Here is a 19,472-nt window from a genome sequence, read left to right as displayed (position 1 = left end):
CGAGTTTCTGGATAAAGAGGTCTTCACCGACATCACGGAGGGCAAACGCTACGAGTCCGATATTGTGGTCAAGGCACGGTTCCAGGGACGCGAGGCGTGCTTTCTGCTGATCGTGGAGAACCAGTCGAGTCCGCAAGCAGGCTTCCCCAAGCGGATGTTCAAGTACTTTGCCAGGTTCTACGAGAAGTTCGATCTGCCGATCTACCCGGTGGTAATCTACTCATTTGATAGACCTAAGCGGCTCCAGCCGGGCAAGCATCAGATTGACTTTCCTGGCTTTGTGGTCAATCGCTTCCAGTTCCGGGTGATCCAGCTTAACCGGCTGAAGTGGCGCGATTACCTCGCTACGCCCAACCCGGCGGCGGCGGCATTGATGTCCAAGATGCAGATTGCGCGTCGTGACCGGGTGAAGGTAAAGCTTCAGTGCCTGCGTCTGATTGCGACGCTACGGCTTGACCCGGCTCGCTCGCAGCTCATCTCCGGGTTTGTGCGAACGTACTTGCAGATGACACGACCAGAACTGGTGGAGCTCCAGCGCGAAGTGGGGCTCTTGCCCCGAGAGGAATTGAATACGATGTTAACCCTGACGAATGAGTGGATTGAGCTAGGCGAAGAAAAAGGTATCGAGAAAGGCATTGAGAAAGGCATTGAACAAGGCATGGAACGTGGCCGTGCTGCCGAGGCTAGGAGCCTGATTCTGCGTCTGGGAACGAAGCGCTTCGGTGCAGCCAGTGCCGAGGTGGAGTCGTCGCTGGAGCAGTCGGATCTGGTGCGTCTGGAAGTCTTTGTGGATCGCCTTCTTGAGGTGGAGTCCTGGCAGGAGCTGCTCGCGCCCTGAGAGGCGGGCTTTTGGTAGCCGCAAGGCGAGTCGTTTCGGTTGCCCCGAAGGTCTGAGCGTCTGCCAGAGCGCTCATCCTGTGCTCGCAATGCAGCTTTCAGGAGTCGCAGGACAACTCTCACAGGTCGCAGAGAAACTCTTCGAGATCGCAAGGGGACTTTTCGCGCTTGCACGAGAGGTTTGTCGGCTCGCGGTGCGGGTCGTCCGTGATGCAGGACGGCGCTACGAAAGTCCGACTTCGCGGAGTACGGTGACGTTGCCTGCCAGCTCGACGGAGAGGAGCCGTCCTTCGCTGCCTGCGTCTTCCAGCGGATCGTGGCCCAGCAGGAGCGCGGCGACGGGTGGCGGGAGGGCGGCCAAGACTTGCCGAGCACCGGTCTGGACAAGTGTGGGGTTACTAGGTGCAAGTGCTCGCTCGGTGGCGCTGGTTGGCTTTCCGTCGGTGTCGTAGCGAACAGCAAAGAGCGTTTTGGTGTCGGCGATAGTGGTGGCGCGTGGGAGTGGGTCTTTGCCGGGCGTGGTGACTCCGAGGCGTGCCTGGCCGTCCTTGGTGAGCGTGAGGGTTGCCTGGGCGGAGCGTAGGGTGGCTTCGAGAGCTTTCTGGCCCAAAGCGCTCGTGGGACGAAACGAGAGATTGGCTTTTGAGAGGTATCGCCAATCCAACGTGCTTTCCAGCATGGCCACTCGCTTGTGGCTCTCAGCTCCCGAGGCAAGCAGAGACAGTGCGAAAGAATCGGGCTTGGCGGTAGAATTGGTTGGCTTGGCGGGCTCAGCAGGACGCGTTACTTGTCGAAACGTCGGTGCGACAGGTTTCTGAGAAGGTGCGGGTTTTGGCTTGGGGGGAGCCGTGGGCTTCTGGTGAAACGTGACCAGTAAGACTAGGTAAATAAATGAAAAATTATCTAAATTCATATTTATATTTCACATAACTCTTCAATAAGGCAATTCTCAAACTGAAATCATCTATGAATTTCAGATTAAGAATATTATCGTTGCCAGAAATAATATTCTTATATTTTCCAGGCACAATAATATTGTTAATTTTAATTTTATTATCTTGAATTTGCCGATTACTAGTCTCCATATTGAATTCTATATAAATATCTGGAAATTCATGGCCATTATTCAGATTTTTAATTTCCATTAACTTACCCAAGCGCCTAACCATATCATCATTATCATGCTTAATAATGAAGTCAACAACACCATCATATGCATCCATTTCATCAAAAACCACAGTTAAAATATTTGCTTGCAACCTGCATTTACAAATATACGTTTTTTTTGGTGCCATAGTTATAAATATCAACCAAAATAATAAAAATATTACTCCCATTAGTTTGATTTTTCTATTCTTTTTAAAAATATGTAAAGCCAAAGCCTAATTCTCCTGCTCTTATAAAGTATCGCTGTATCATATTTGGAAAAGCTGGTGACAACTGCTCCGCTCCACCTACTGCTCCAGACCCTTGGGCAAAACTTACCCATTGTCCAAACCCTTCATTCGTTAAAAATGGTATAATACCATTTGGTGTATAAACTGTCCTTACTGTAGGTGCAATAACTTTCATTTTCCACAATTTTGCAATTGTTTGACCTAATGGTTCTGTTCCGCCAGAAGTATTCCCAAGATTACATCCAAATAATTTTGCTACCGCATTATTACTAAATATCGCTGAACGAACTCTCTTAACTTCATCTTGACCAAAATATATTCTATCCGCTTCGCCACCAGAAGTATTAAGCTGTCCATAGTTAAGCAAAAAACCTTTAGATTCCGAATGGCCGAAATAATAGAAACCTTCTATCTCACTATCGCTATGGGAATTTAGAATCCGTATAATTTTATCTGTAGAAGTAAATCCTTTAACGATATATCCATTATTTCTCGCATGTTCGAGTGTTTCTTTTATATATACCTCGCTATTTTTCCCGTCACGTTCAGCTCGCTTTCGATATGAAGGTGTATAGAATGCAAGCTCGACATCTTCTCCCAATGTCGTGAGAGATTCTGCAAATCTTCGTGCTTGCCGAATAAAATTATCAGGTGTTTTATCATGCCCATCCTTATCTGTTTTCTCTCTGACACCACCCGTAAAAATAAAATGCACATATCCAGATGGATCAACATTATTCAGCGGATCCGATATACAATACAAATATCTATTCAGGGTTTCAGGCATTCTATCAGTTTCCGGATAACTGTCTTCGCCAATAAACCGTCCCAGTCCCGACTGGTAGTATCTAGCCCTATTAAAGTACAGCCCCTCCCCACTATTCCAAATACCACTCCCATCCCACTGCTGACCGTTCAGGAAGAAACCAGCACCCGCACTCGCACGAGTCCCATTAGCCGCCACCTGGTAGGGAATCCCAAACGCATCACCATACCCGAACTCACTCTGACCAACGCCAGAATCGTCCACCACGGCCCGAGTGCTGCCCAGGCCATCGAAGAGATACCAGCCACTCGTAACCGGCGCGTAGACAGGCGGCGGGCCGTTGCTCGTCACCTGGTACTTGAACATACGCAAGCGGTCTAGCCCGATGTCGTAGCGCGTGAGCAGCGGCAGGGCGTTGTTGACCCACTCCGCTTCCTGGATCACCTCCGCGTAGGGCTGGCTTGTGTCCACAAGGTACTGATGGTGTGCGCGGCTCACCAAAGCCGCCTGCGAGAGTGGCGGGCGCGGGTTGCCATGCCGGGGCGCAGCGGCACCCAGGCTGGGGAGTACCTGGATGAAGGCGAGGAGCAGGCAGAGAAGGCGGCGCATGGTCTAGGAGGATTCTACCAGACCGCTACAAAAGCCCAGAACGATGCTCTCGCAGCTCTACAAGCCTTTGTCGGCCCGCTCAACCGTGGCGCACGTATTGTCTGCAAAAGCCGCCCCGATCTGCTCACCAAGCTCGGACTATAAGAAAACACCCCCTTCGCCCCTCGGAACGAGGGTCTCAGGCGAAGGGGGTCACGGCGCTGTCGCCGTGGGGGGATGTTGGCCGCGCCGCGTTCTTCCAGTTCCCTTCCCTATCCTCGCCCGCCACGAGAATGCCTTTGTCGTCCCAGCCGAGGTGCGCTTTGACTTCGGCGGCGCAGTAGCGCAGCGTGAGGCCGCAACGTCTTCGATCCGACGTGTTGGGTTCGGAGCCGTGGAGCAGTAAGTCCGAGTGGAGAGAGGCTTCCCCGGCTTTGAGAGTGTCGTCCACGGGGGCATCGCCGAAGCGTTCGGCGTTTTCTATTTTCAGATTGAGGACGTTGTCCTCGGCGGCGCTGGTGGGCAGGTGCATCACAGGGCCATGCCGATGCGAGCCGGGGATAAAGCGCATGTTGGCGTTCTCTGGGTCGGCGTCGTCAATGGCCAGCCAGACGGTGACAGTCTTGCTCGGCGTGAGCGGCCAGAAGACAGCATCCTGGTGCCAGTCCACTTTTTTGCCGTCGTGGGGCATCTTGCAGAAAAAGTGCGCGCCCCAGCCGATCACATCGGGGCCGAGAATGTCGCAAACGGCGGCGATGATCTTGGGGTGCTTCAGAAGATCGTAGACGAAGCCGTACTTTCGGTGCGCGGTGGCAATCGAGTAGCTGCTCCCGCCCGAAGCAAGCGTTTGGGCTAAGATTTCGTCGAAGCGTGATCGTAGCGCTGCAATTTCGGAGTCATCAAAGATCAGAACGGGGCGAATGTAGCCGTGCTCGTTGTAGTGCGCGAGCTGGTCGGGTGTGAGAAGCTGTGGGTGCTGCGTGAGTGCCGGGTGAAAGCGTAGGTCGCGCTCAAGGGTGGTGAGGTCATCGGGGTCGGGGACATACCCCAGTGCAGGCGGCTTTGCGGATTCCATAGCGCCATTGTACAGCGTAGGCATCCCCCATGAGAATTAGCAGGTCGGTAACCAAAGCGGAACATCCGATGATAAAATAGCGTAGTTAAACAAACAACGGAAGGTAGAGCACAAAGATGCAACGACGGCGTGGTTCTTTTCTTTTTGGCGCAGGGGTTGTCCTAGCCACCGGGGTCGCCTTTGCGGGAGGAGCACGCTTGCGACAGGGAGGCCCCGTCGCCCGCGCAAAGACACTCCCCGCAGCACTGGGACGATCTCAGGTTGCGGAGAACGGTCACGCCGTCACTCCCCGAACAGGTGAGGCTCAGGACTTCGGCGGAACCTTTGAGACAGTCTATGCCCTCGTGAAAGACCAGTACTACGACACCCTCCCTACCGATACCAAGATGGCGCAGAGCAGTGTCAAGTTGATGGTCGCCTCGCTCGAAGACCCTCGTTCCTACTACCTTGAGCCCGAGCAGCGTAAGCTCCTGGAAGACGAAGCCAGGGGCAGCTTTCATGGGATCGGTGCCACTCTCTCGATCCAGTCTACCAAGACCAGTGGCTACACGGACTACAAGATCGTGGTGGTGGCTCCCCTGCCTGGCTCCCCTGCGGAAAAAGCGGGGTTGAAGCCGGGCGACACAGTCACTCATATTGATGGAAAGTGGGTACTGGGCTACGACCCGCTTCTCCCTTTCTCCAAAGTCGCGATTCAGTTCCAGAACCGCGAAGTGGACGAAAAAGCCTACGAAAAAGCGCGTGTCAGTGCCCGAGACCGGATCACTGGGGGCATTCGTCTCCACGCCGCCGAGATGCTCCTGCGGGGCGACAAGCTCCTGGCCAAGAGCATTGCAAGTAAAGAGAAATACGCCCTGACAATCCTGCGCAAGGGACAGGCAACCCCGGTCAAAGTGGAGCTGGCTCCCGCTGTGACGGCAGCGTCTGCAGTGACCAGCAAGGTCATTGAGGGAAAAGCAACCTATATCAGAATCCCCTACCTGAACCAGGGCTGCGATGAAGAAGTCGCCAAGATTCTGGAGAGCCTGCCAGCCGATAGTACAGGCATTGTGCTAGATCTACGGGGGACGCCGGGGGGCTCGTTTGAGGCCATGCAACGGATCGCAGGGCTTCTCGTGGGGCGAGGCATCGTGGCGCAGGAAGTGGGTCAAGGGGGCAGGAAGAGCAATCTACTCGCCAATGAGGCTGCGAAAGTCAAAGTCCCGCTGACCGTGCTTGTCAATAACGGCACTGCCTCCACTGCGGAAGCGCTAGCCGCGTGCCTGAGCGAGCGCACGGGAGCGCCTCTGGTTGGAGAGAAGACCTTTGGGGATGCTCTGGTACAAGGGATGTATCTCCTGCAAGATGGCTCCGCCTTCACCCTCATCACCGGCAAGCTCCTCAGCGGGAAGGGAGTGGCCTGGGCTGGGGTTGGGCTCACGCCTCAGGTTGCCCTCGCGGCGGAAACTCTGGAGAGTGAGGTGCTCGCCCAGGCGGTGGCTACTCTCAAGAACCGCCCCCAGATCATCGCAGGCACCGCAACGACAAGAGGAAAGAGTTAGACAATGGTACGCAGTGTCATCAAAGGTATTGCAGCAACAAGTCTGGTGGGAGCGGCTTTCTTCAGCGGCTTCAATTTCCAGATCCTCCAAGGACACAAGGAGGATGTGCTTCGCATCACCCCCACCCTCCTGGCAGCCCGTCTGAGCGAGGCAACCAGGCCCGCGGCGGCAAAGGCAGGCTCCAGCGATCTTTCGCCCGTTGATACCTACCACAGTGTTTTGGAAAAGATCCTCAGCGAGTACGGTACGCCGCCCAGTGATCCCAAGGCACTCGCCACCTGGCGCAACAAGATCCGCTACGCCGGAATTGATGGGATGCTCCTGGCCATCGGAGACCGCTACACCGAGTACTGGAATCCTGAGGAGTTCAAGCGTAACATGGAAGACACCCAGGGCCGCTTCTTCGGAATCGGCGCGAAACTGGATGTCACCAAAGACAAAAAATTCCCGATGATCATCGAGCCTATAGAGAACTCCCCCGCATGGCGCGCGAAGCTCAAGCCCGGGGATGTGATTGTCGAAGTGGACGGTAAATCCGCTCTCCTCTCAGATCAACAGCACCTCGACGATGTGATCAAGCGCATCAAGGGGGAGGAAGGCACCAAAGTCAAGCTCACGCTACGCCGTGGCACCGAAAAAAAGGACTATGTCTTCACCCGAGAGCAGGTTAACTCTCCGGTAATTGACTCCTGGATGCAGGACGATACCGCCAAGATCGGCTATATCCGCCTCGATCTGTTTAGCGAGGAAGCCGATGTGCAGTTTGGAATCGCCTTTGAACGCCTTCAGAAACAGGGAATGAAGTCTCTTATTTTCGACATGCGCAACAACCCGGGAGGAATGCTCCATGTCGCACAGGATCTCGGCTCCCGCTTCTTGCCCAGCGGCCCCGTAACATGGCTCAAGGAGAAAAACGGGCAGATGCGCTCGCTAGATGTGGAGATGGAAAAACGACAGGCTGCCCACGCAGCAGGGAGAGTTCCGACCGTGGGCAAAATCCCCACAGTGGTGCTCATCAACGGGGGCTCCGCGAGTGCGTCTGAGATCGTCTCCGGCGCCATCCAGGACGGAGGCGCGGGCTTCCTGATCGGAACACGCAGCTTTGGCAAGGGACTGGTGCAGACCATTATCCCGCTCCAAGACCGGGAAGGCGCAGTCAAGATCACAACCCAGCGCTACTACACCCGTGGCAAGCGCGATATCAATACCTTCCGCGATGAGTCCGGCACGGTCACCAAGCTCGGTGGTGTCAAGCCCGACATGGTGTTGACCGAAACAGAAAAAGACATCGAGACACAGTGGACCGCCCTGCGCGACAAGCCTTTTGACCGACGCTACGCCGCAAAGTTCAGCCCACAGATCGCCAAGGGAGTCGAGCTACTCAAGGCGCGTATGGCCGGAAAACCCTGGCCAAAATCTGAAAAAGATATTCCTGACAAGCCGGAGAAATCCGAGACGGTGGCCGGAAAGAAGGATCCCATCGGCCCCTATGCCAAATCTTCCTCTCCCCCACTGACCACGGAGACTGACAGCACCGATAAGTAGTCTGGGAAAAGCAACAAAAAAGCCGGGGCAGCGAGTTGCCCCGGCTTTTCATTTTTGTTTACGCACTTTCAAGCGCGATATTCACACCATCAACACTCATCGTGTAACCGAGCTTCTCAAAGAGACGCACCGGCACAAACATCGTGTCCACCTCAATAAACGGAGCGGCTTGAAGCTCCACAGGCGTCCCACTAATATCCACGATGGGGTTGTCTGCCTGAACCTGAAGAACATAGTCGCCCATCTGAATCTTGGCAACCTTGGCCACATGGTCGAACTCTGCATAGCCACCTAGTGCCTGCGCGACATTGGCGAGCGGCACGAAGGTCGTTCCCTCACCCAGAACAGGCTCGGTAATTCCCTCGATATCAATTCCCTCAATCTTGTACGGCATTGTTTTCGTTCCTACTTACCGACGATAATCGCGTTCTTGACAGTTCCACCAGCGGCTTTGATCAGCTCCTCAGCCTTGGCCTTCAGTGCTTGATCGGCAACTTTACCCGTCATGACGAGCTCGTCTTTGGCATTCTTCTGGATCTTGACGCCAGCAAGCCCAGCGTCGGCCTTGAGTGCTTCCATCAGCTTGGCGGGATCGGTGACCGCAGCAACAGCGGCCTTGCCCGCATCCGCCATCTTACCCCCGGCGTCTGCCGCCCTCTTACCGGCATCTATAGCGGCACCTGTGCCAGCATCGGCTGCCTCTTGAGGCTTCGGACACCCCACGAGAACAACCGAAAACACAGACAATGTCACCGCAAACAGAGCAAATTTTCTATACATAGTGTATTCCTCCTACCATTTATAGCCTAGCGTTTTTTTGTTTTTCTGTCAAGTGCTGTGCCCTAATGATACACAGTCCTCGCCCGCTAACGCCTCTTGCTACCAGCACTAATTTTTTGCGATAATGCCCTATGCTACTTTCTCCCGACTGGCTCCTACAGCCGCCCGCCGCGCATGCCGAAGTGCTTGCCCCCCCAGATGGCAAGACACTCACCCTTCAGAACGGCTTGGTTCGGCGCACTTTTCGTCTCGCTCCCGACGCCGCAACGATCGGACTGGAGCATCTGGCAACCGGCGAAGCGTTTCTGCGCGCAGTGGGCCCCGAAGCCCTTGTGACAATTGATGGCGAAGAGCGGGCAGTGGGCGGGCTAATGGGGCAGCCAAACCAGGCCTTTCTCAAACCCGAGTGGCTGCCAAAGCTCACCGCAAATCCAAATGCACTGCACTTCACGGGCTACTCCGTCGGCAAGCCTGCGCCGCGTTTCGCTGCCGCTCCTCCCCCCGCAGGCGTCTCGCTGGACTTGAAATTCGCCGCCGCTGGTATTGCCGTCACCGTGCACTACGAGCTCTACAATGGCTTGCCGGTTTTCGCCAAGTGGTTGACGATCACAAACCAGGGGAATAGCTCGGTTCGCCTGACGAAGTTTATGAGCGAGCGGCTTGCTCTGGTAGAACCTGAGTCTATCGTGGATAAAACGGAGCGCTGGGAGCAGCCCAATCTCAGTGTCGTCACCGACTACAGCTTCGGAGGGATGAGCCAGGGCAACTCCAATAAAACCGTGCATTTCGTGACCGATCCCACCTACCAAACACAAGTGAACTACGAGCGCCAGACACCCTGTCTGCTGGAGGTACGTCCTCCCTACGGCCCTGATATCGAGCTTGCTCCTGGCCAGAGTGTGGATAGCTTCCGGACATTTATTCTCCTCCACGACTCCACGGATCGCGAGCGCAAGGGGCTGGCAGTGCGCAAGATGTACCGGGCGTTGGCTCCGTGGGTGCTGGACAATCCGCTGCTGCTCCATGTCACCACGACCAACCCGACGACCGTGAAAACAGCCATTGACCAGTGCGCGGAAGTCGGCTTCGAGATGGTGATCCTAAGCTTTGGCAGTGGTCTGAATATGGAGGACACATCCCCTGAGAACCTCGCCAAGTTCAAAGCGCTCGCCGACTACGCGCACAGCAAGAAGATTCGACTCGGAGGCTACTCGCTACTTGCGTCGCAGCGCATCTCCGATGACGACGATGTCAAAAATCCCAACGGTGCGATCTTTGGCAATAGCCCGTGCCTTGGCAGCAAGTGGGGAATCGCCTACTTTGAGCATGTCAAAAAGTTTCTCACCGAGACGGGTTTTGATATCCTAGAGCACGACGGCAGCTATCCGGGCGATATTTGTTCGTCCACCACCCATCCCGGTCATAAAGGGCTCGCGGACTCGCAGTGGACACAGTTTATGCAGATCCGCGATTTCTACCACTGGTGCAATGCGAAGAAGATCTTCCTGAATGTCCCGGACTTCTACTTCCTCAACGGCTCGAATAAAACGGCGATGGGCTACCGTGAGAGCAACTGGAGCCTCCCCCGTGCCGAGCAAGTGATTCACGCGCGACAGAATCTCTTCGACGGTACCTGGGAGAAAACCCCGAGTATGGGCTGGATGTTTGTACCACTTGTCCAGTACCAAGGCGGCGGCGATGCGGCGACTATCGAGCCACTCAAAGCGCATCTGCCCGACTACGAGCGCCACTTGCAAAATAATCTAGGCTTCGGTGCACAGGCCTGCTACCGAGGCCCGCGCCTCTACGACGCGCCAGAAACCAAAGCACTCGTCGTCAAGTGGGTAAGCTGGTTCAAGGCCCACCGCGAAATTTTAGAGAGCGATGTACTCCACCTGCGCCGCGCGGATGGCCGTGACTGGGACGGCGTGCTCCACGTAAACCCCATGCTCAAAGAGAAGGCAATGGCCGTCCTTTTCAATCCCACCGATCAGCCCCTCACCCGCACTCTGCGCCTCCCGCTTTACTACACGGGCCTGAGCAAATCCGCAAAGGTAAAGATCGGTAGCGACAAAGCCAAGACAATCGTGCTGGAGCGCGACTACTCCTTGCAACTCAGTCTCACCCTACCTGCCGGGGGCATGCAGTGGGTGATCGTGGAGTAGTCTCTAAGCCGCTTTTCCGAGTGCCTTCTGGTGCTGTTGGTACTGACGGTTTAGGGTGAAGACATGATTTTTCACCCATCCTGAGGCCCAGTCGGCAGTCCCGCCCAGTAGGGGAAGCTGCGCACACTCTCGCGCTTCACGCAGGTTAGTGATCCCCGCGTTACGAAGTGTCTTGATATGTGCCTCGCGAATCCCACTCACCTCGAGAAGACGGTCAATTGAGCACTGGGTGAGCTGCTCCTCTACCCACTGTGTTTGGGTCAGAACCGCTGCACGCTCCCTCGCCGGGTTGTATGTGAGCAGTTGCTTACTTGATTGAGAGTTAACCGGAGAAATGGGCTCCGGTTTTCGAAAGAGAGATTTGAGCCATTCCATACTTCTAATATCAGTTAAACTATTTTTTAACCTCAGAGTGAAGCGATCATCACACCCGAATTTTATGCCGCCCTCCTAAATTTCATGCCGCCATCCTACCTAGTTCAGAAGCCTATCCACCCGTGAAATCGCCCAAACGCCCGGTATAATGGCCGCATGTCCACCCCGTTTGTTCACCTTCACAACCATTCCGAGTTTTCGCTTCTTGACGGCGCTTCCAAGATAAAAGAGATGGTTAAATACGCCGTGGAGATGGAGATGCCCGCGCTGGCCCTCACCGACCATGGCGTGATGTACGGGTCGTTTGAGTTCTACACGGCGGCGCGCGCGGCGGGAATAAAGCCGCTGATCGGAAGTGAACTCTACGTGGCGACCCGGGGGCGCAAAGACCGCGACCCGAAGCGCGATGGTAATCATCACTTGGTGGCGATCGCCAAGAACGAGACGGGCTATAAAAATCTCATGAAGCTGGTGACGCTGGCGTCGCTGGAGGGTTTTTACTACAAACCACGTGTGGACAAAGAGCTGCTTGCCGAGTACTCCGAGGGACTGATTATCTGCTCGGCGTGCATGGGTGGCGAGCTGGCGCAGGCGATCATGAAGCAGAGCTACGAGGACGCTAAAAACGTCGCTGCATGGTACCGTGAGGTCTTCAAAGACGATTTTTACTTAGAAGTGCAAGGCCATCACGCCAATGGGCAGTGGGATGTGAATGCCGATGTCAAGCGCATCAGCCGCGAGATGGGCATCAAGATGGTGGCGACCAACGACAGCCACTATCTCAAGGCCGAGGACGCCGACCCGCACGATGTGCTGATCTGTATCCAGACGGGCACCACGGTAAACGATCCCAAGCGCATGCGCTACGAGCCGCGTGAATTTTACTTGAAAACCTACGCCGAGATGATGGGCGAGTTTGAGCACTTCGCCCCCGATGCTATCGAGAACACGCTAGAGGTAGCCGAGAAAGTTAACTTTGAGATCGAAGTGGGGCGCGCCCCCATGCCCGTGGTTGGTGTAGACCCCGGCAGCGATGCCCAGACCACGATAACCCGTATGTGCTGGGAGGGACTAGAACGCCGCCTGCCCAAGAACGAGATGGAGCATAAAGAGCGCCTGAGCTACGAGCTGGATATTATTGAGAAAACCGGCTTTGCGCAGTACTTCTTAATTGTGCGCGACATCGCCCAACACGCGCGGCAGAGCGGGATTTTCTTTGGCGTTCGCGGCTCGGCGGCGGGCTCGCTGGCAAGCTACTGCTTAGGTATTACGGATCTTGATCCGATTGAGTACAACTTAACATTTGAGCGCTTCTTGAACCCCGAGCGCGTGCAGATGCCCGATATTGACATGGACTTTGAGGACACGCGCCGCGCCGAGGTGATCGAGCACGTGACCCAGCAGTACGGCAAAGACAACGTCAGCTACATCACCACGTTTGGGACGCTCGGGGCCAAAGCGGCGCTCCGTGATGCGGGCCGTGCGCTCGCGATGCCTCTGCCGGATGTGGACAGAATTGCCCGTATGATCCCCGCCCTGCCGCTGGGAATCTCTATCACCCGCGCCATGCACGGCTGGCCGGAGAAAGACTACCCTGGCAACCCGGAGATGGTTGCGGCCTACGAGAGCGAGGAGCTGGCCCACAAACTCATTGACACGGCCAAGCGCATCGAGGGCATCACGCGCAATGAGTCTGTCCATGCCGCCGGGGTGATGATCGCAGACAGGCCGCTGGTGGAGTACACGCCGCTGCGCAAGCTCAACGACGGCTCCCTAGCCACGCAGTACCCACATAGCTCGCTGGAGGCCATCGGGCTTCTGAAGATGGACTTTCTGGGCCTCGTCAACCTCTCGATCCTGAGCCGCGCCGTAAAGCTCATTCAGCAGACACGCGGCGAGACGGTGGATGTCTGGGATATTCCGCTGCACTACGAGGAGCCTCGGGCGAAGAAAGCCTACGACATGCTCGGGCGGGGCGAGACCACGGGGGTCTTTCAGTTGGAGTCGTCGGGGATGCGCAAGTACATTGTGGAGCTAAAGCCCAACTCCGTCAAAGAGCTCTCCGCGATGGTGGCGCTGTATCGTCCGGGGCCGCTGGCGCACATCCCCCGCTTTATCCAGTCCAAGTTCGACCCCGATAAGATTGAGTACGAGCACGCGCTTCTGGAGCCGATCTTAAAAGAGACCTACGGGGTGATTGTCTATCAAGACCAGGTGTTAAAAATTGTCCAGGCTGTCGGCGGGCTCTCGCTGGGCCAGGCCGACTTGCTGCGCCGCGCCATGGGGAAGAAACAAAAATCCTACATGGACAAGCAAAAAGGCATCTTCATGGAGGGAGCCAAAGAGCGCGGCGTAAGCAACAAGTCCGCCGAGAAGATCTTCGCCGACATCGAGCCGTTCGCGGGCTACGCATTTAATGGTTGTCTACATTCTAAAACTTATATCTATCTTCCCGATGGCAGTCGGATACATATTTCACGTGCATTTGAGATACAACCAACGGAGATTCTTTCCATGTGGGAAGATGGCGTGATACGCCCTCATACCGTTTCTAAAATTGTAAAAACAGGACGTAAGCCTCTTTTTGAGATACGAACCCAAGGGGGACGTGTTGTCAAAGCCACACAAGAGCACCGCTTCCTCACCACAGAGGGCTATCAGAAAGTCGCAGAGCTGGCAGTTGGAAGTGAGCTGATGGTTCAGCCGCGAAAGATTACTGAGCGCCAACGAGAGGCCCGGCGGCAAACCATGCAACACTTTGTCCAGACACCGGAGCAACGTACCCACACTAGCAAACGAATGCGTGCCTATCAAGCCTCTCGCTCGCTTGAGGAAAAAGTCATGCATATGCAACGGGTTCATGCACTTCATCCTGAGATACGTCAAAATATCGCAAAGCTTAGCCCCGTAGCAATCGCTCGCCAGAAATGGCTCCATGAAAATGATCCTGAGTGGCGCAAAAATCTGCTTCAGAAATCTCTTGCCAATGTTCGAGCCGCTTATGATACAGGTCCTGGCTACGGTCACTGCTCTATTGCCTCCAACGGAATGTGGTGTGCCAGCACGCCAGAGCGAGCTATGTGTGAGTGGCTCATCGAACAACATATTTCTTTTGAGATGCATAAAGTCCTACCAAATGGACGCATGTGTGATTTCTACTTTGGAGGCATCTACTGGGAGATGGATGGCATGGATCGAGTAGATTCGTACTTCGCGATGAAATACAATGAGCTGCCCTATATTGTTGTCACTCCCGAAGACTTTCGCACGATGATTGCGCGACATCTTCAGCTTGACCACGCGGAAAATGGCGATCCGATTATCTCTATTTTGCCATGCGGAATCGGGGAAACCTATGATATCGAGATGGCAGAAGGCGGCCCGAAAAACTTTATCGCCAACCGAATCGTCTCTCACAACAGCCACGCCGCGTGTTACGCCATGGTCGCCTACCAAACGGCCTACATGAAGGCCAACTACACCGCCGAGTATCTGGCGGCGCTGATGGCGGCCTATGTGGACAAGACCGAGAAAGTGGTCAATACGCTGGAGGAGTGCGAGCGTCTTGGCATTGAGATTCTCCCCCCCGATGTCAACGAGTCCGACGCCGACTTCACGGTGCGCGAACCCACCGATAAGAAAAAATATCAAGGTGCGATTCGCTTTGGGCTCCTGGCGATCAAGAATATCGGCAAGTCCCCCATCGAGACGATCTTACAGGCACGCACGAAAGGTGGCAAGTTTATCAGCCTCCCAGACTTCTGCACCCGAGTTTTTGCGGAGGGTCTCACGTCGAAATCGGTGATCGAGATGCTGATTAAAGCCGGGACGTTTAAGAGTATCCACCCCAACCGAAGGGCGCTGATGGAGACACTCGACGATGCCGTCGCGGCGGCAGCACGTGGGGCCAAAGATGCAAAAGCGGGGCTGATCTCGCTCTGGGGCGACGATGCGGGTGACGACGCCGCGTCGGTGGAGTCCGTGCAGCCCCTGCCCAATGTGCCGGATCACCCCCGCGGGGTCTGGCTGGGCTGGGAGAAAGAGCTGCTCGGCCTCTACCTCACCGAGCACCCTGTCAAGCCGTTTGAGCCCGAGCTGCGCCGCAAGTGGCGCGCGTGGCGCGCGGATCAGATCAGTGAGAGCACGCCCAATCAGCAGGTGACCGTGGGTGGGATGATCACCGAAGTGCGCACCAAGTACACCAAGACCGGCAGTGCGATGCTCTTTGTGACGCTTGAGGACACCACCGGCTCGGTGAGCGTGACCCTCTTTCCCAAGTGCGCCGCCGAGTGGGGCAAGTACTGCATCGTCAACTCCGTGGTCGCGATCATTGGCCGCGCCCAGCACCGGGAGCGCATCTTAAAGAATGAAGTACCCGAAGAAGGCGCGGAGCCTGCCGCCGCCGATAAGAACGTCCAGATCGAGCTGATCGCCGATAAGATCGAGCGCATTGTCGAGAATGCCATGGCCGCCGACGCCCGCCCGCGCACCGTCCATGTGCGCATTGACCCCAACAACCGCACGCTCCTGCACATGGTCAAAGAGATGTTCACTAGCAAAGATGGCGGCTCGCCCTTAGTGGTGCACGCCGAGACCCCCAGCGGCGAGTATCTCATCAAAACCCCCATCCTCGTAGACCCCGACGAGGGCCTGATCGAGCAAATTAGAAGAATGCTCGGAGGCGGTCACCAAAAAGCCTGGGTGGAGTAAGCGATAAAATACACGAGGTGTAACGAAATGGTAAATGTTGTCGAACGCTATGGTAACGAAATCAAACAGCTCTCTCACGATGAGCGGATTGAACTCGCTGCGTTGATTCTGAGTAGCCTGAAGCAAGACTCGGAACCAGCTATTCCTTCTCGGAAAAAGCGCCCTATCGGCTTGGCAGAGGGCCAGTTTGTCGTTCCCGCAGACTTTAACGATCCCCTCCCCGACGAACTTCTGGATGCGTTTGAGGGCAAATGAAGCTGCTTCTCGACACGCACATTTTTCTCTGGCTTATCACAAATGATCCGCAGCTCTCTGTAAAAGCGCGACTTGCCATCGAAGATGGCAGCAACGGTACTTTCCTGAGCGTTGTGTCTATCTGGGAAATTACGATCAAATACAAACTCGGCAAGCTCCCCTTACCACAGTCTCCTGAAATCTATCTTCCAACCCAGCGCCAGCTACACAGTATTGCAACGCTTCCCTTGGAGGAGGGCTGTGTACGACATCTTATCCAACTTCCAGATCTGCATCGCGATCCCTTCGACCGTATGCTCATCAGCCAGGCTCTCCACTATGGGCTCACCCTAATAACCGATGATCATGCCATTCAGAACTACCCTGTCCCACTACTCTGATTTCTTGTATGTCTCGTCGGTGCCACCGGAATCCACTATAATAATGCCATGACACAACTCGAAGCTGAGCTTTTAGATTTCCTTCTCCCCGCTCCTGGCGCGGTGTGGACTCCCGCGCAGACGCAGGCGTTTTTAGGCCAGAAGGGCACTCGCTCGGCGGTGTACTTGGCAGTGGGATTGCTGATCCGCAACCAACAGAGCGATGCGGCGCGGGCGGCGGCGGTGCTGGAGGCGCTGGTGGGCTTACAGAAGCGCGAGCCCGGCGAGTGGTACGGGGTCTGGCCGGGGAGCACGAGCCAGAAAGATCGCAAGCTGGACCACAACTGGCGCGAGTTTATCGGGGTGGGGCTGATTGTGGCACGGGAGCGCTACGGCAAGCTCCTGCCCAAGGCGCTGATCGAGAAGATAGATGCCGCGCTATTGGTAGCTGCCGACGGTGATGTCCACCGCAATGTCTCGCCGGAGTACACCAATATCGCCTTGATGAGTGCGTTTTTACAGGAGTGGGTTGGTGCAAGACTTACCAAGCCGGAGATCGCGGCAAAGGGGGCAGAGAAAGCAAAGCAAGTCACCGATCTCTTCAATCGCTTCCGCACCTTCACCGAGGACAACTCCCCCACCTACGGCGGCGTGGACGCGATGGGTCTGGCGCGACACGGCGACGCTCTACCACGCGGGCCTTCGCAATCTCTGTGGGCCGTTCACCCGCGCCTACGGTATGGACATGGTGCAGTACACGGCGATCACAGGCGTAGCGATCTTCTTGCTCACCCAGGACAAAAAAACTGCGCCCGCACCGTCGGACTGGCACAACCGTAGCTTTGAGTGGGCCTATGTCCCCATGTCAAATACAGCTCCCCAAGCGCAGCGGCGAGCGCCTGCGCTTACTCATGCATGCACCGGACTGCGCACTCGGTGGCGCGACCTGGAACCTCAATGGACTCCGGGTCAAGCTGGAGACGGCACTGGGAGAGAAGAGCATGGCTGTGGTTACGGACACGCACTTCGGCAAAGTGCTGGAGGTCTCCTGGGCACTTCCGGTGAACCTACCTTCCAGTACAATTCTGACTCTCACCGTGCTTAAATGAGGTTCTATGATGCTTCCTCTCGTTCCGCCGATTGTGATCCAGCAGGAACAGGCTCCTGCCAGTGTGCGTGCTCTGGAAACGCTGGGGCGCGGGTGGTGCCGCCCCGTGGCAAGCGCTGGAGCGGCGATGATGTCGTCAAGTATGCCCTCAGCCTGGCACAGCTCTATGGAAAAGTCGGGGCGGTGCAGGAAGGTAAGTCCGAGATATTGGCCACGCAGCTTCCCGATGGCCCTGCCCAGTCCGTCAAAGACGCGCTAAAGCTCCAACCGGTCTATCTGCTCACGCGACGCGGCACAAGAACTTTTTCTGGGAAGTGGAGTGCTACGTTTGGCGAGCTCACCCTGGAGATTCATGGCAACCGTGTCACGGGTAGCTATCCGTCCAGTGAAGGAGTAATCGAGGGAATACTGATCGGAGACCGGCTGACGTTTACTTGGACGGAGCATGGCTCTTCCGGGGGACAAGGCTGGTTTGTCCTCAGCGACGATGGCGAGTCGTTCACGGGAAAGTGGGGCAGCGGCGACGAAGACCCCACGAGAGAATGGACTGGCAAGCGGGCCTATTGAGCCTTGCACACCCAGCGAAAACCCGATAGAATCGTAGGCGCTGCGGGAGTAGTTCAGTGGTAGAGCGTTTGCTTCCCAAGCAAAATGTCGCGAGTTCGAGTCTCGTCTCCCGCTCTCAAAGCCTTCTGGTAAAATCAGAAGGCTTTTGTTTTTGTCTAGTCAAAGGAATATACAATGCAAGCAGCGCGTTTTATGGTCACAGCGGATCATGCCGATGGTGTCTACAGAGTGGGTGAGATGGTTCGCTGGAGCATCGTGTGGGTAGGTGAGGGCATGCCCCCTGAAAAGGTGGACTATGTTGTCAAGAAAGGCGGCCTGACGGAGCAGAGCAAGGGGAGTTTAGCGCTTACCAAGGGCGTTGGCACTGTAGAGGCGCGCTTTGAAAAACCGGGCGCACTTCTGCTCGTGCTGCAAGGCTCACGCAGCCGGGGTGGTGCCGTCGCAGCGCCGGAGAAAGTCATGCTCTCGGCGAAGCGCCCCGCTAATTTTGATGCTTTCTGGGCCGCGAAAGTGAAGGAGCTGGAGCGTATCCCCGCCAACCCGAAGCTGGAGCGTGGGATATCCGGCAAGGCAGGGGTTCTGTACTCCAAGCTCACCCTAGATAATATCCGGGGAACGAAGATCCAGGGGCACACGGCGCAACTGGCGGGAAAGACAAAGCTTCCCGCGCTCTTAATTGTCCAGTGGGCCGGGGTCTATGGCCTGCCCAAAAACTGGGTCACGGACCGCGCCGCCGACGGCTGGCTGGCGCTCAACATCGAGGCCCATGATCTTCCCATTGACCAACCGCCCGCGTTCTACGAGGGGCAGAGTCGCGGGCCGCTGAATAACTACCCCGCTATTGGCAACGACAGCCCGGAGACCAGCTACTTCTTGCGGATGTATCTCTCCTGCTACCGCGCCGCGCAGTACTTGACCGAGCACCCAGACTGGGACGGCAAAACGCTGGTGGTGATGGGCGGGAGCCAGGGCGGCTTGCAGGCGCTGATGACAGCGGGCTTTCATCCGAAAGTAACGGCTGCCCTCGCCTCAGTTCCTGCGGGCTGCGATATGCTCGGCCCAGATATAGGACGTGCGCCCGGCTGGCCGCAGTGGATCAATAACGCAGGCAACAAAGATAAAAATAAAGTGCGCGAAGCCAGCCGCTACTTCGATGTTGCCAACTTCGCGTCGCGGATCAAGTGCCCTGTGCTGATCGGCTGCGGCTTGATTGACGAGACCTGTCCGCCGGAGGGAATTATCGCCGCCGCGAATCAGATCCAGAGTCACAAAGAGCTGATACTGCTTCCCGTTGCGGGCCACCAGAACGAAAACAACTCCCAGGCAGCCTATGAAAAACGCTGCTGGAGTGCGTGGCTCCCGGCACTGCGCGAGGGAAAGCAGATTCCGCGTTAACCGTACCAT

General features: G+C 56.0%; 19 protein-coding genes and 1 tRNA gene. 13 read left to right on the top strand and 7 right to left on the bottom strand.

From position 1 onward, the window contains the following. The coding region (locus tag ACH2ED_RS10360; protein WP_395090770.1) for an Rpn family recombination-promoting nuclease/putative transposase at positions 1-838 on the top strand (838 nt) is incomplete at its 5' end. A 222-nt stretch (positions 839-1,060) separates the two neighbouring features. On the opposite strand, the gene ACH2ED_RS10355 is transcribed toward ACH2ED_RS10360, so the two are convergent. From ACH2ED_RS10355 to ACH2ED_RS10345, 3 genes are read right to left on the bottom strand one after another with little or no spacing between them, the layout of a single operon-like run. Further along, positions 1,061-1,750, bottom strand: coding sequence for a hypothetical protein (locus ACH2ED_RS10355; RefSeq protein ID WP_395090768.1), 690 nt, complete (start codon positions 1,748-1,750; stop codon positions 1,061-1,063). Next, the gene (locus ACH2ED_RS10350) at positions 1,737-2,216 is read right to left on the bottom strand and encodes a hypothetical protein (protein ID WP_395090767.1); all 480 of its coding nucleotides are present in this window, start codon (positions 2,214-2,216) and stop codon (positions 1,737-1,739) included. Before ACH2ED_RS10350 ends, ACH2ED_RS10355 begins: the two co-directional genes overlap by 14 nt. Further along, on the bottom strand, positions 2,197-3,471 hold the full coding sequence (locus ACH2ED_RS10345; protein WP_395090766.1) for an RHS repeat-associated core domain-containing protein: 1,275 nt from the start codon (positions 3,469-3,471) through the stop codon (positions 2,197-2,199). Before ACH2ED_RS10345 ends, ACH2ED_RS10350 begins: the two co-directional genes overlap by 20 nt. A 9-nt stretch (positions 3,472-3,480) precedes the next feature. On the opposite strand from ACH2ED_RS10345, the gene ACH2ED_RS10340 reads away from it, so the two are divergent. Continuing rightward, the gene (locus tag ACH2ED_RS10340) at positions 3,481-3,753 is read left to right on the top strand and encodes a hypothetical protein (RefSeq protein WP_395090764.1); all 273 of its coding nucleotides are present in this window, start codon (positions 3,481-3,483) and stop codon (positions 3,751-3,753) included. A gap of 34 nt (positions 3,754-3,787) precedes the next feature. Here ACH2ED_RS10340 and ACH2ED_RS10335 read toward each other — a convergent pair whose 3' ends face one another. Next, a complete protein-coding gene (locus ACH2ED_RS10335) occupies positions 3,788-4,663 on the bottom strand; it encodes a phytanoyl-CoA dioxygenase family protein (RefSeq protein ID WP_395090762.1) in 876 nt (291 codons plus the stop codon). A 116-nt stretch (positions 4,664-4,779) separates the two neighbouring features. Between ACH2ED_RS10335 and ACH2ED_RS10330 the strand changes: the two genes are divergently transcribed. Both ACH2ED_RS10330 and ACH2ED_RS10325 read left to right on the top strand, forming a co-directional pair. After that, positions 4,780-6,204 carry a S41 family peptidase gene (locus ACH2ED_RS10330; RefSeq protein ID WP_395090760.1) on the top strand — a complete coding sequence of 475 codons (1,425 nt, stop codon included), beginning with the start codon at positions 4,780-4,782 and terminating at the stop codon, positions 6,202-6,204. A 3-nt stretch (positions 6,205-6,207) separates the two neighbouring features. Next, positions 6,208-7,749: a S41 family peptidase gene (locus ACH2ED_RS10325; RefSeq protein ID WP_395090759.1), complete on the top strand. Its 1,542-nt coding sequence runs from the start codon at positions 6,208-6,210 to the stop codon at positions 7,747-7,749. A gap of 58 nt (positions 7,750-7,807) precedes the next feature. Here the strand turns inward: ACH2ED_RS10325 and ACH2ED_RS10320 are convergent, their stop codons facing one another. Both ACH2ED_RS10320 and ACH2ED_RS10315 read right to left on the bottom strand, forming a co-directional pair. After that, positions 7,808-8,143: a copper amine oxidase N-terminal domain-containing protein gene (locus ACH2ED_RS10320; protein ID WP_395090757.1), complete on the bottom strand. Its 336-nt coding sequence runs from the start codon at positions 8,141-8,143 to the stop codon at positions 7,808-7,810. 11 nt (positions 8,144-8,154) lie between these two features. Beyond that, positions 8,155-8,529 carry a hypothetical protein gene (locus tag ACH2ED_RS10315; protein WP_395090755.1) on the bottom strand — a complete coding sequence of 125 codons (375 nt, stop codon included), beginning with the start codon at positions 8,527-8,529 and terminating at the stop codon, positions 8,155-8,157. Between the two features lie 131 nt (positions 8,530-8,660). Between ACH2ED_RS10315 and ACH2ED_RS10310 the strand changes: the two genes are divergently transcribed. Further along, positions 8,661-10,694: an alpha-galactosidase gene (locus ACH2ED_RS10310; RefSeq protein ID WP_395090753.1), complete on the top strand. Its 2,034-nt coding sequence runs from the start codon at positions 8,661-8,663 to the stop codon at positions 10,692-10,694. Positions 10,695-10,697: 3 nt separating this feature from the next. Here the strand turns inward: ACH2ED_RS10310 and ACH2ED_RS10305 are convergent, their stop codons facing one another. Beyond that, positions 10,698-11,069, bottom strand: coding sequence for a hypothetical protein (locus tag ACH2ED_RS10305; RefSeq protein ID WP_395090751.1), 372 nt, complete (start codon positions 11,067-11,069; stop codon positions 10,698-10,700). Between the two features lie 156 nt (positions 11,070-11,225). Between ACH2ED_RS10305 and dnaE the strand changes: the two genes are divergently transcribed. The 8 genes from dnaE to ACH2ED_RS10265 all read left to right on the top strand — a co-directional run bounded on the left by dnaE (position 11,226) and on the right by ACH2ED_RS10265 (position 19,463). Continuing rightward, entirely contained in the window at positions 11,226-15,779 is a 4,554-nt protein-coding gene (gene dnaE / locus ACH2ED_RS10300; protein ID WP_395090749.1) for a DNA polymerase III subunit alpha, read from the top strand. 27 nt (positions 15,780-15,806) lie between these two features. Next, complete coding sequence (locus ACH2ED_RS10295; RefSeq protein WP_395090748.1) at positions 15,807-16,034, top strand: DUF2281 domain-containing protein; 228 nt, start codon at positions 15,807-15,809, stop codon at positions 16,032-16,034. Continuing rightward, positions 16,031-16,414: a type II toxin-antitoxin system VapC family toxin gene (locus ACH2ED_RS10290; RefSeq protein ID WP_395090746.1), complete on the top strand. Its 384-nt coding sequence runs from the start codon at positions 16,031-16,033 to the stop codon at positions 16,412-16,414. Before ACH2ED_RS10295 ends, ACH2ED_RS10290 begins: the two co-directional genes overlap by 4 nt. A 48-nt stretch (positions 16,415-16,462) precedes the next feature. Continuing rightward, complete coding sequence (locus ACH2ED_RS10285) at positions 16,463-17,233, top strand: hypothetical protein (RefSeq protein ID WP_395090745.1); 771 nt, start codon at positions 16,463-16,465, stop codon at positions 17,231-17,233. A 14-nt stretch (positions 17,234-17,247) separates the two neighbouring features. Beyond that, positions 17,248-17,502, top strand: a complete 255-nt coding sequence (locus ACH2ED_RS10280) for a hypothetical protein (protein WP_395090744.1) — start codon at positions 17,248-17,250, stop codon at positions 17,500-17,502. Continuing rightward, positions 17,499-18,068, top strand: coding sequence for a hypothetical protein (locus tag ACH2ED_RS10275; RefSeq protein ID WP_395090742.1), 570 nt, complete (start codon positions 17,499-17,501; stop codon positions 18,066-18,068). Before ACH2ED_RS10280 ends, ACH2ED_RS10275 begins: the two co-directional genes overlap by 4 nt. 42 nt (positions 18,069-18,110) lie before the next feature. Continuing rightward, positions 18,111-18,182, top strand: a tRNA-Gly gene (locus ACH2ED_RS10270). 60 nt (positions 18,183-18,242) lie between these two features. Next, a complete protein-coding gene (locus ACH2ED_RS10265; RefSeq protein WP_395090740.1) occupies positions 18,243-19,463 on the top strand; it encodes an acetylxylan esterase in 1,221 nt (406 codons plus the stop codon). Positions 19,464-19,472 lie beyond the last annotated feature (9 nt).

Source organism: Armatimonas sp., assembly GCF_043757465.1.
In the GTDB taxonomy this organism is placed as follows: domain Bacteria; phylum Armatimonadota; class Armatimonadia; order Armatimonadales; family Armatimonadaceae; genus Armatimonas.
Note: the sequence above shows the minus strand (reverse complement) of the source record. Positions and strands in the feature narration are given on the sequence as shown.

Excerpts from the sequence above, each read along its gene's own strand:
- ACH2ED_RS10355 (WP_395090768.1), bottom strand. The coding sequence starts at position 1,750 with ATGAATTTAGATAATTTTTCATTTATTTACCTAGTCTTACTGGTCACG.
- ACH2ED_RS10340 (WP_395090764.1), top strand. The coding sequence starts at position 3,481 with ATGGTGTGCGCGGCTCACCAAAGCCGCCTGCGAGAGTGGCGGGCGCGG.
- ACH2ED_RS10335 (WP_395090762.1), bottom strand. The coding sequence starts at position 4,663 with ATGGAATCCGCAAAGCCGCCTGCACTGGGGTATGTCCCCGACCCCGAT.
- ACH2ED_RS10330 (WP_395090760.1), top strand. The coding sequence starts at position 4,780 with ATGCAACGACGGCGTGGTTCTTTTCTTTTTGGCGCAGGGGTTGTCCTA.
- ACH2ED_RS10325 (WP_395090759.1), top strand. The coding sequence starts at position 6,208 with ATGGTACGCAGTGTCATCAAAGGTATTGCAGCAACAAGTCTGGTGGGA.
- ACH2ED_RS10320 (WP_395090757.1), bottom strand. The coding sequence starts at position 8,143 with ATGCCGTACAAGATTGAGGGAATTGATATCGAGGGAATTACCGAGCCT.
- ACH2ED_RS10315 (WP_395090755.1), bottom strand. The coding sequence starts at position 8,529 with ATGTATAGAAAATTTGCTCTGTTTGCGGTGACATTGTCTGTGTTTTCG.
- ACH2ED_RS10310 (WP_395090753.1), top strand. The coding sequence starts at position 8,661 with ATGCTACTTTCTCCCGACTGGCTCCTACAGCCGCCCGCCGCGCATGCC.
- ACH2ED_RS10305 (WP_395090751.1), bottom strand. The coding sequence starts at position 11,069 with ATGGAATGGCTCAAATCTCTCTTTCGAAAACCGGAGCCCATTTCTCCG.
- dnaE (WP_395090749.1), top strand. The coding sequence starts at position 11,226 with ATGTCCACCCCGTTTGTTCACCTTCACAACCATTCCGAGTTTTCGCTT.
- ACH2ED_RS10295 (WP_395090748.1), top strand. The coding sequence starts at position 15,807 with ATGGTAAATGTTGTCGAACGCTATGGTAACGAAATCAAACAGCTCTCT.
- ACH2ED_RS10290 (WP_395090746.1), top strand. The coding sequence starts at position 16,031 with ATGAAGCTGCTTCTCGACACGCACATTTTTCTCTGGCTTATCACAAAT.
- ACH2ED_RS10285 (WP_395090745.1), top strand. The coding sequence starts at position 16,463 with ATGACACAACTCGAAGCTGAGCTTTTAGATTTCCTTCTCCCCGCTCCT.
- ACH2ED_RS10280 (WP_395090744.1), top strand. The coding sequence starts at position 17,248 with ATGTCCCCATGTCAAATACAGCTCCCCAAGCGCAGCGGCGAGCGCCTG.
- ACH2ED_RS10275 (WP_395090742.1), top strand. The coding sequence starts at position 17,499 with ATGAGGTTCTATGATGCTTCCTCTCGTTCCGCCGATTGTGATCCAGCA.
- ACH2ED_RS10265 (WP_395090740.1), top strand. The coding sequence starts at position 18,243 with ATGCAAGCAGCGCGTTTTATGGTCACAGCGGATCATGCCGATGGTGTC.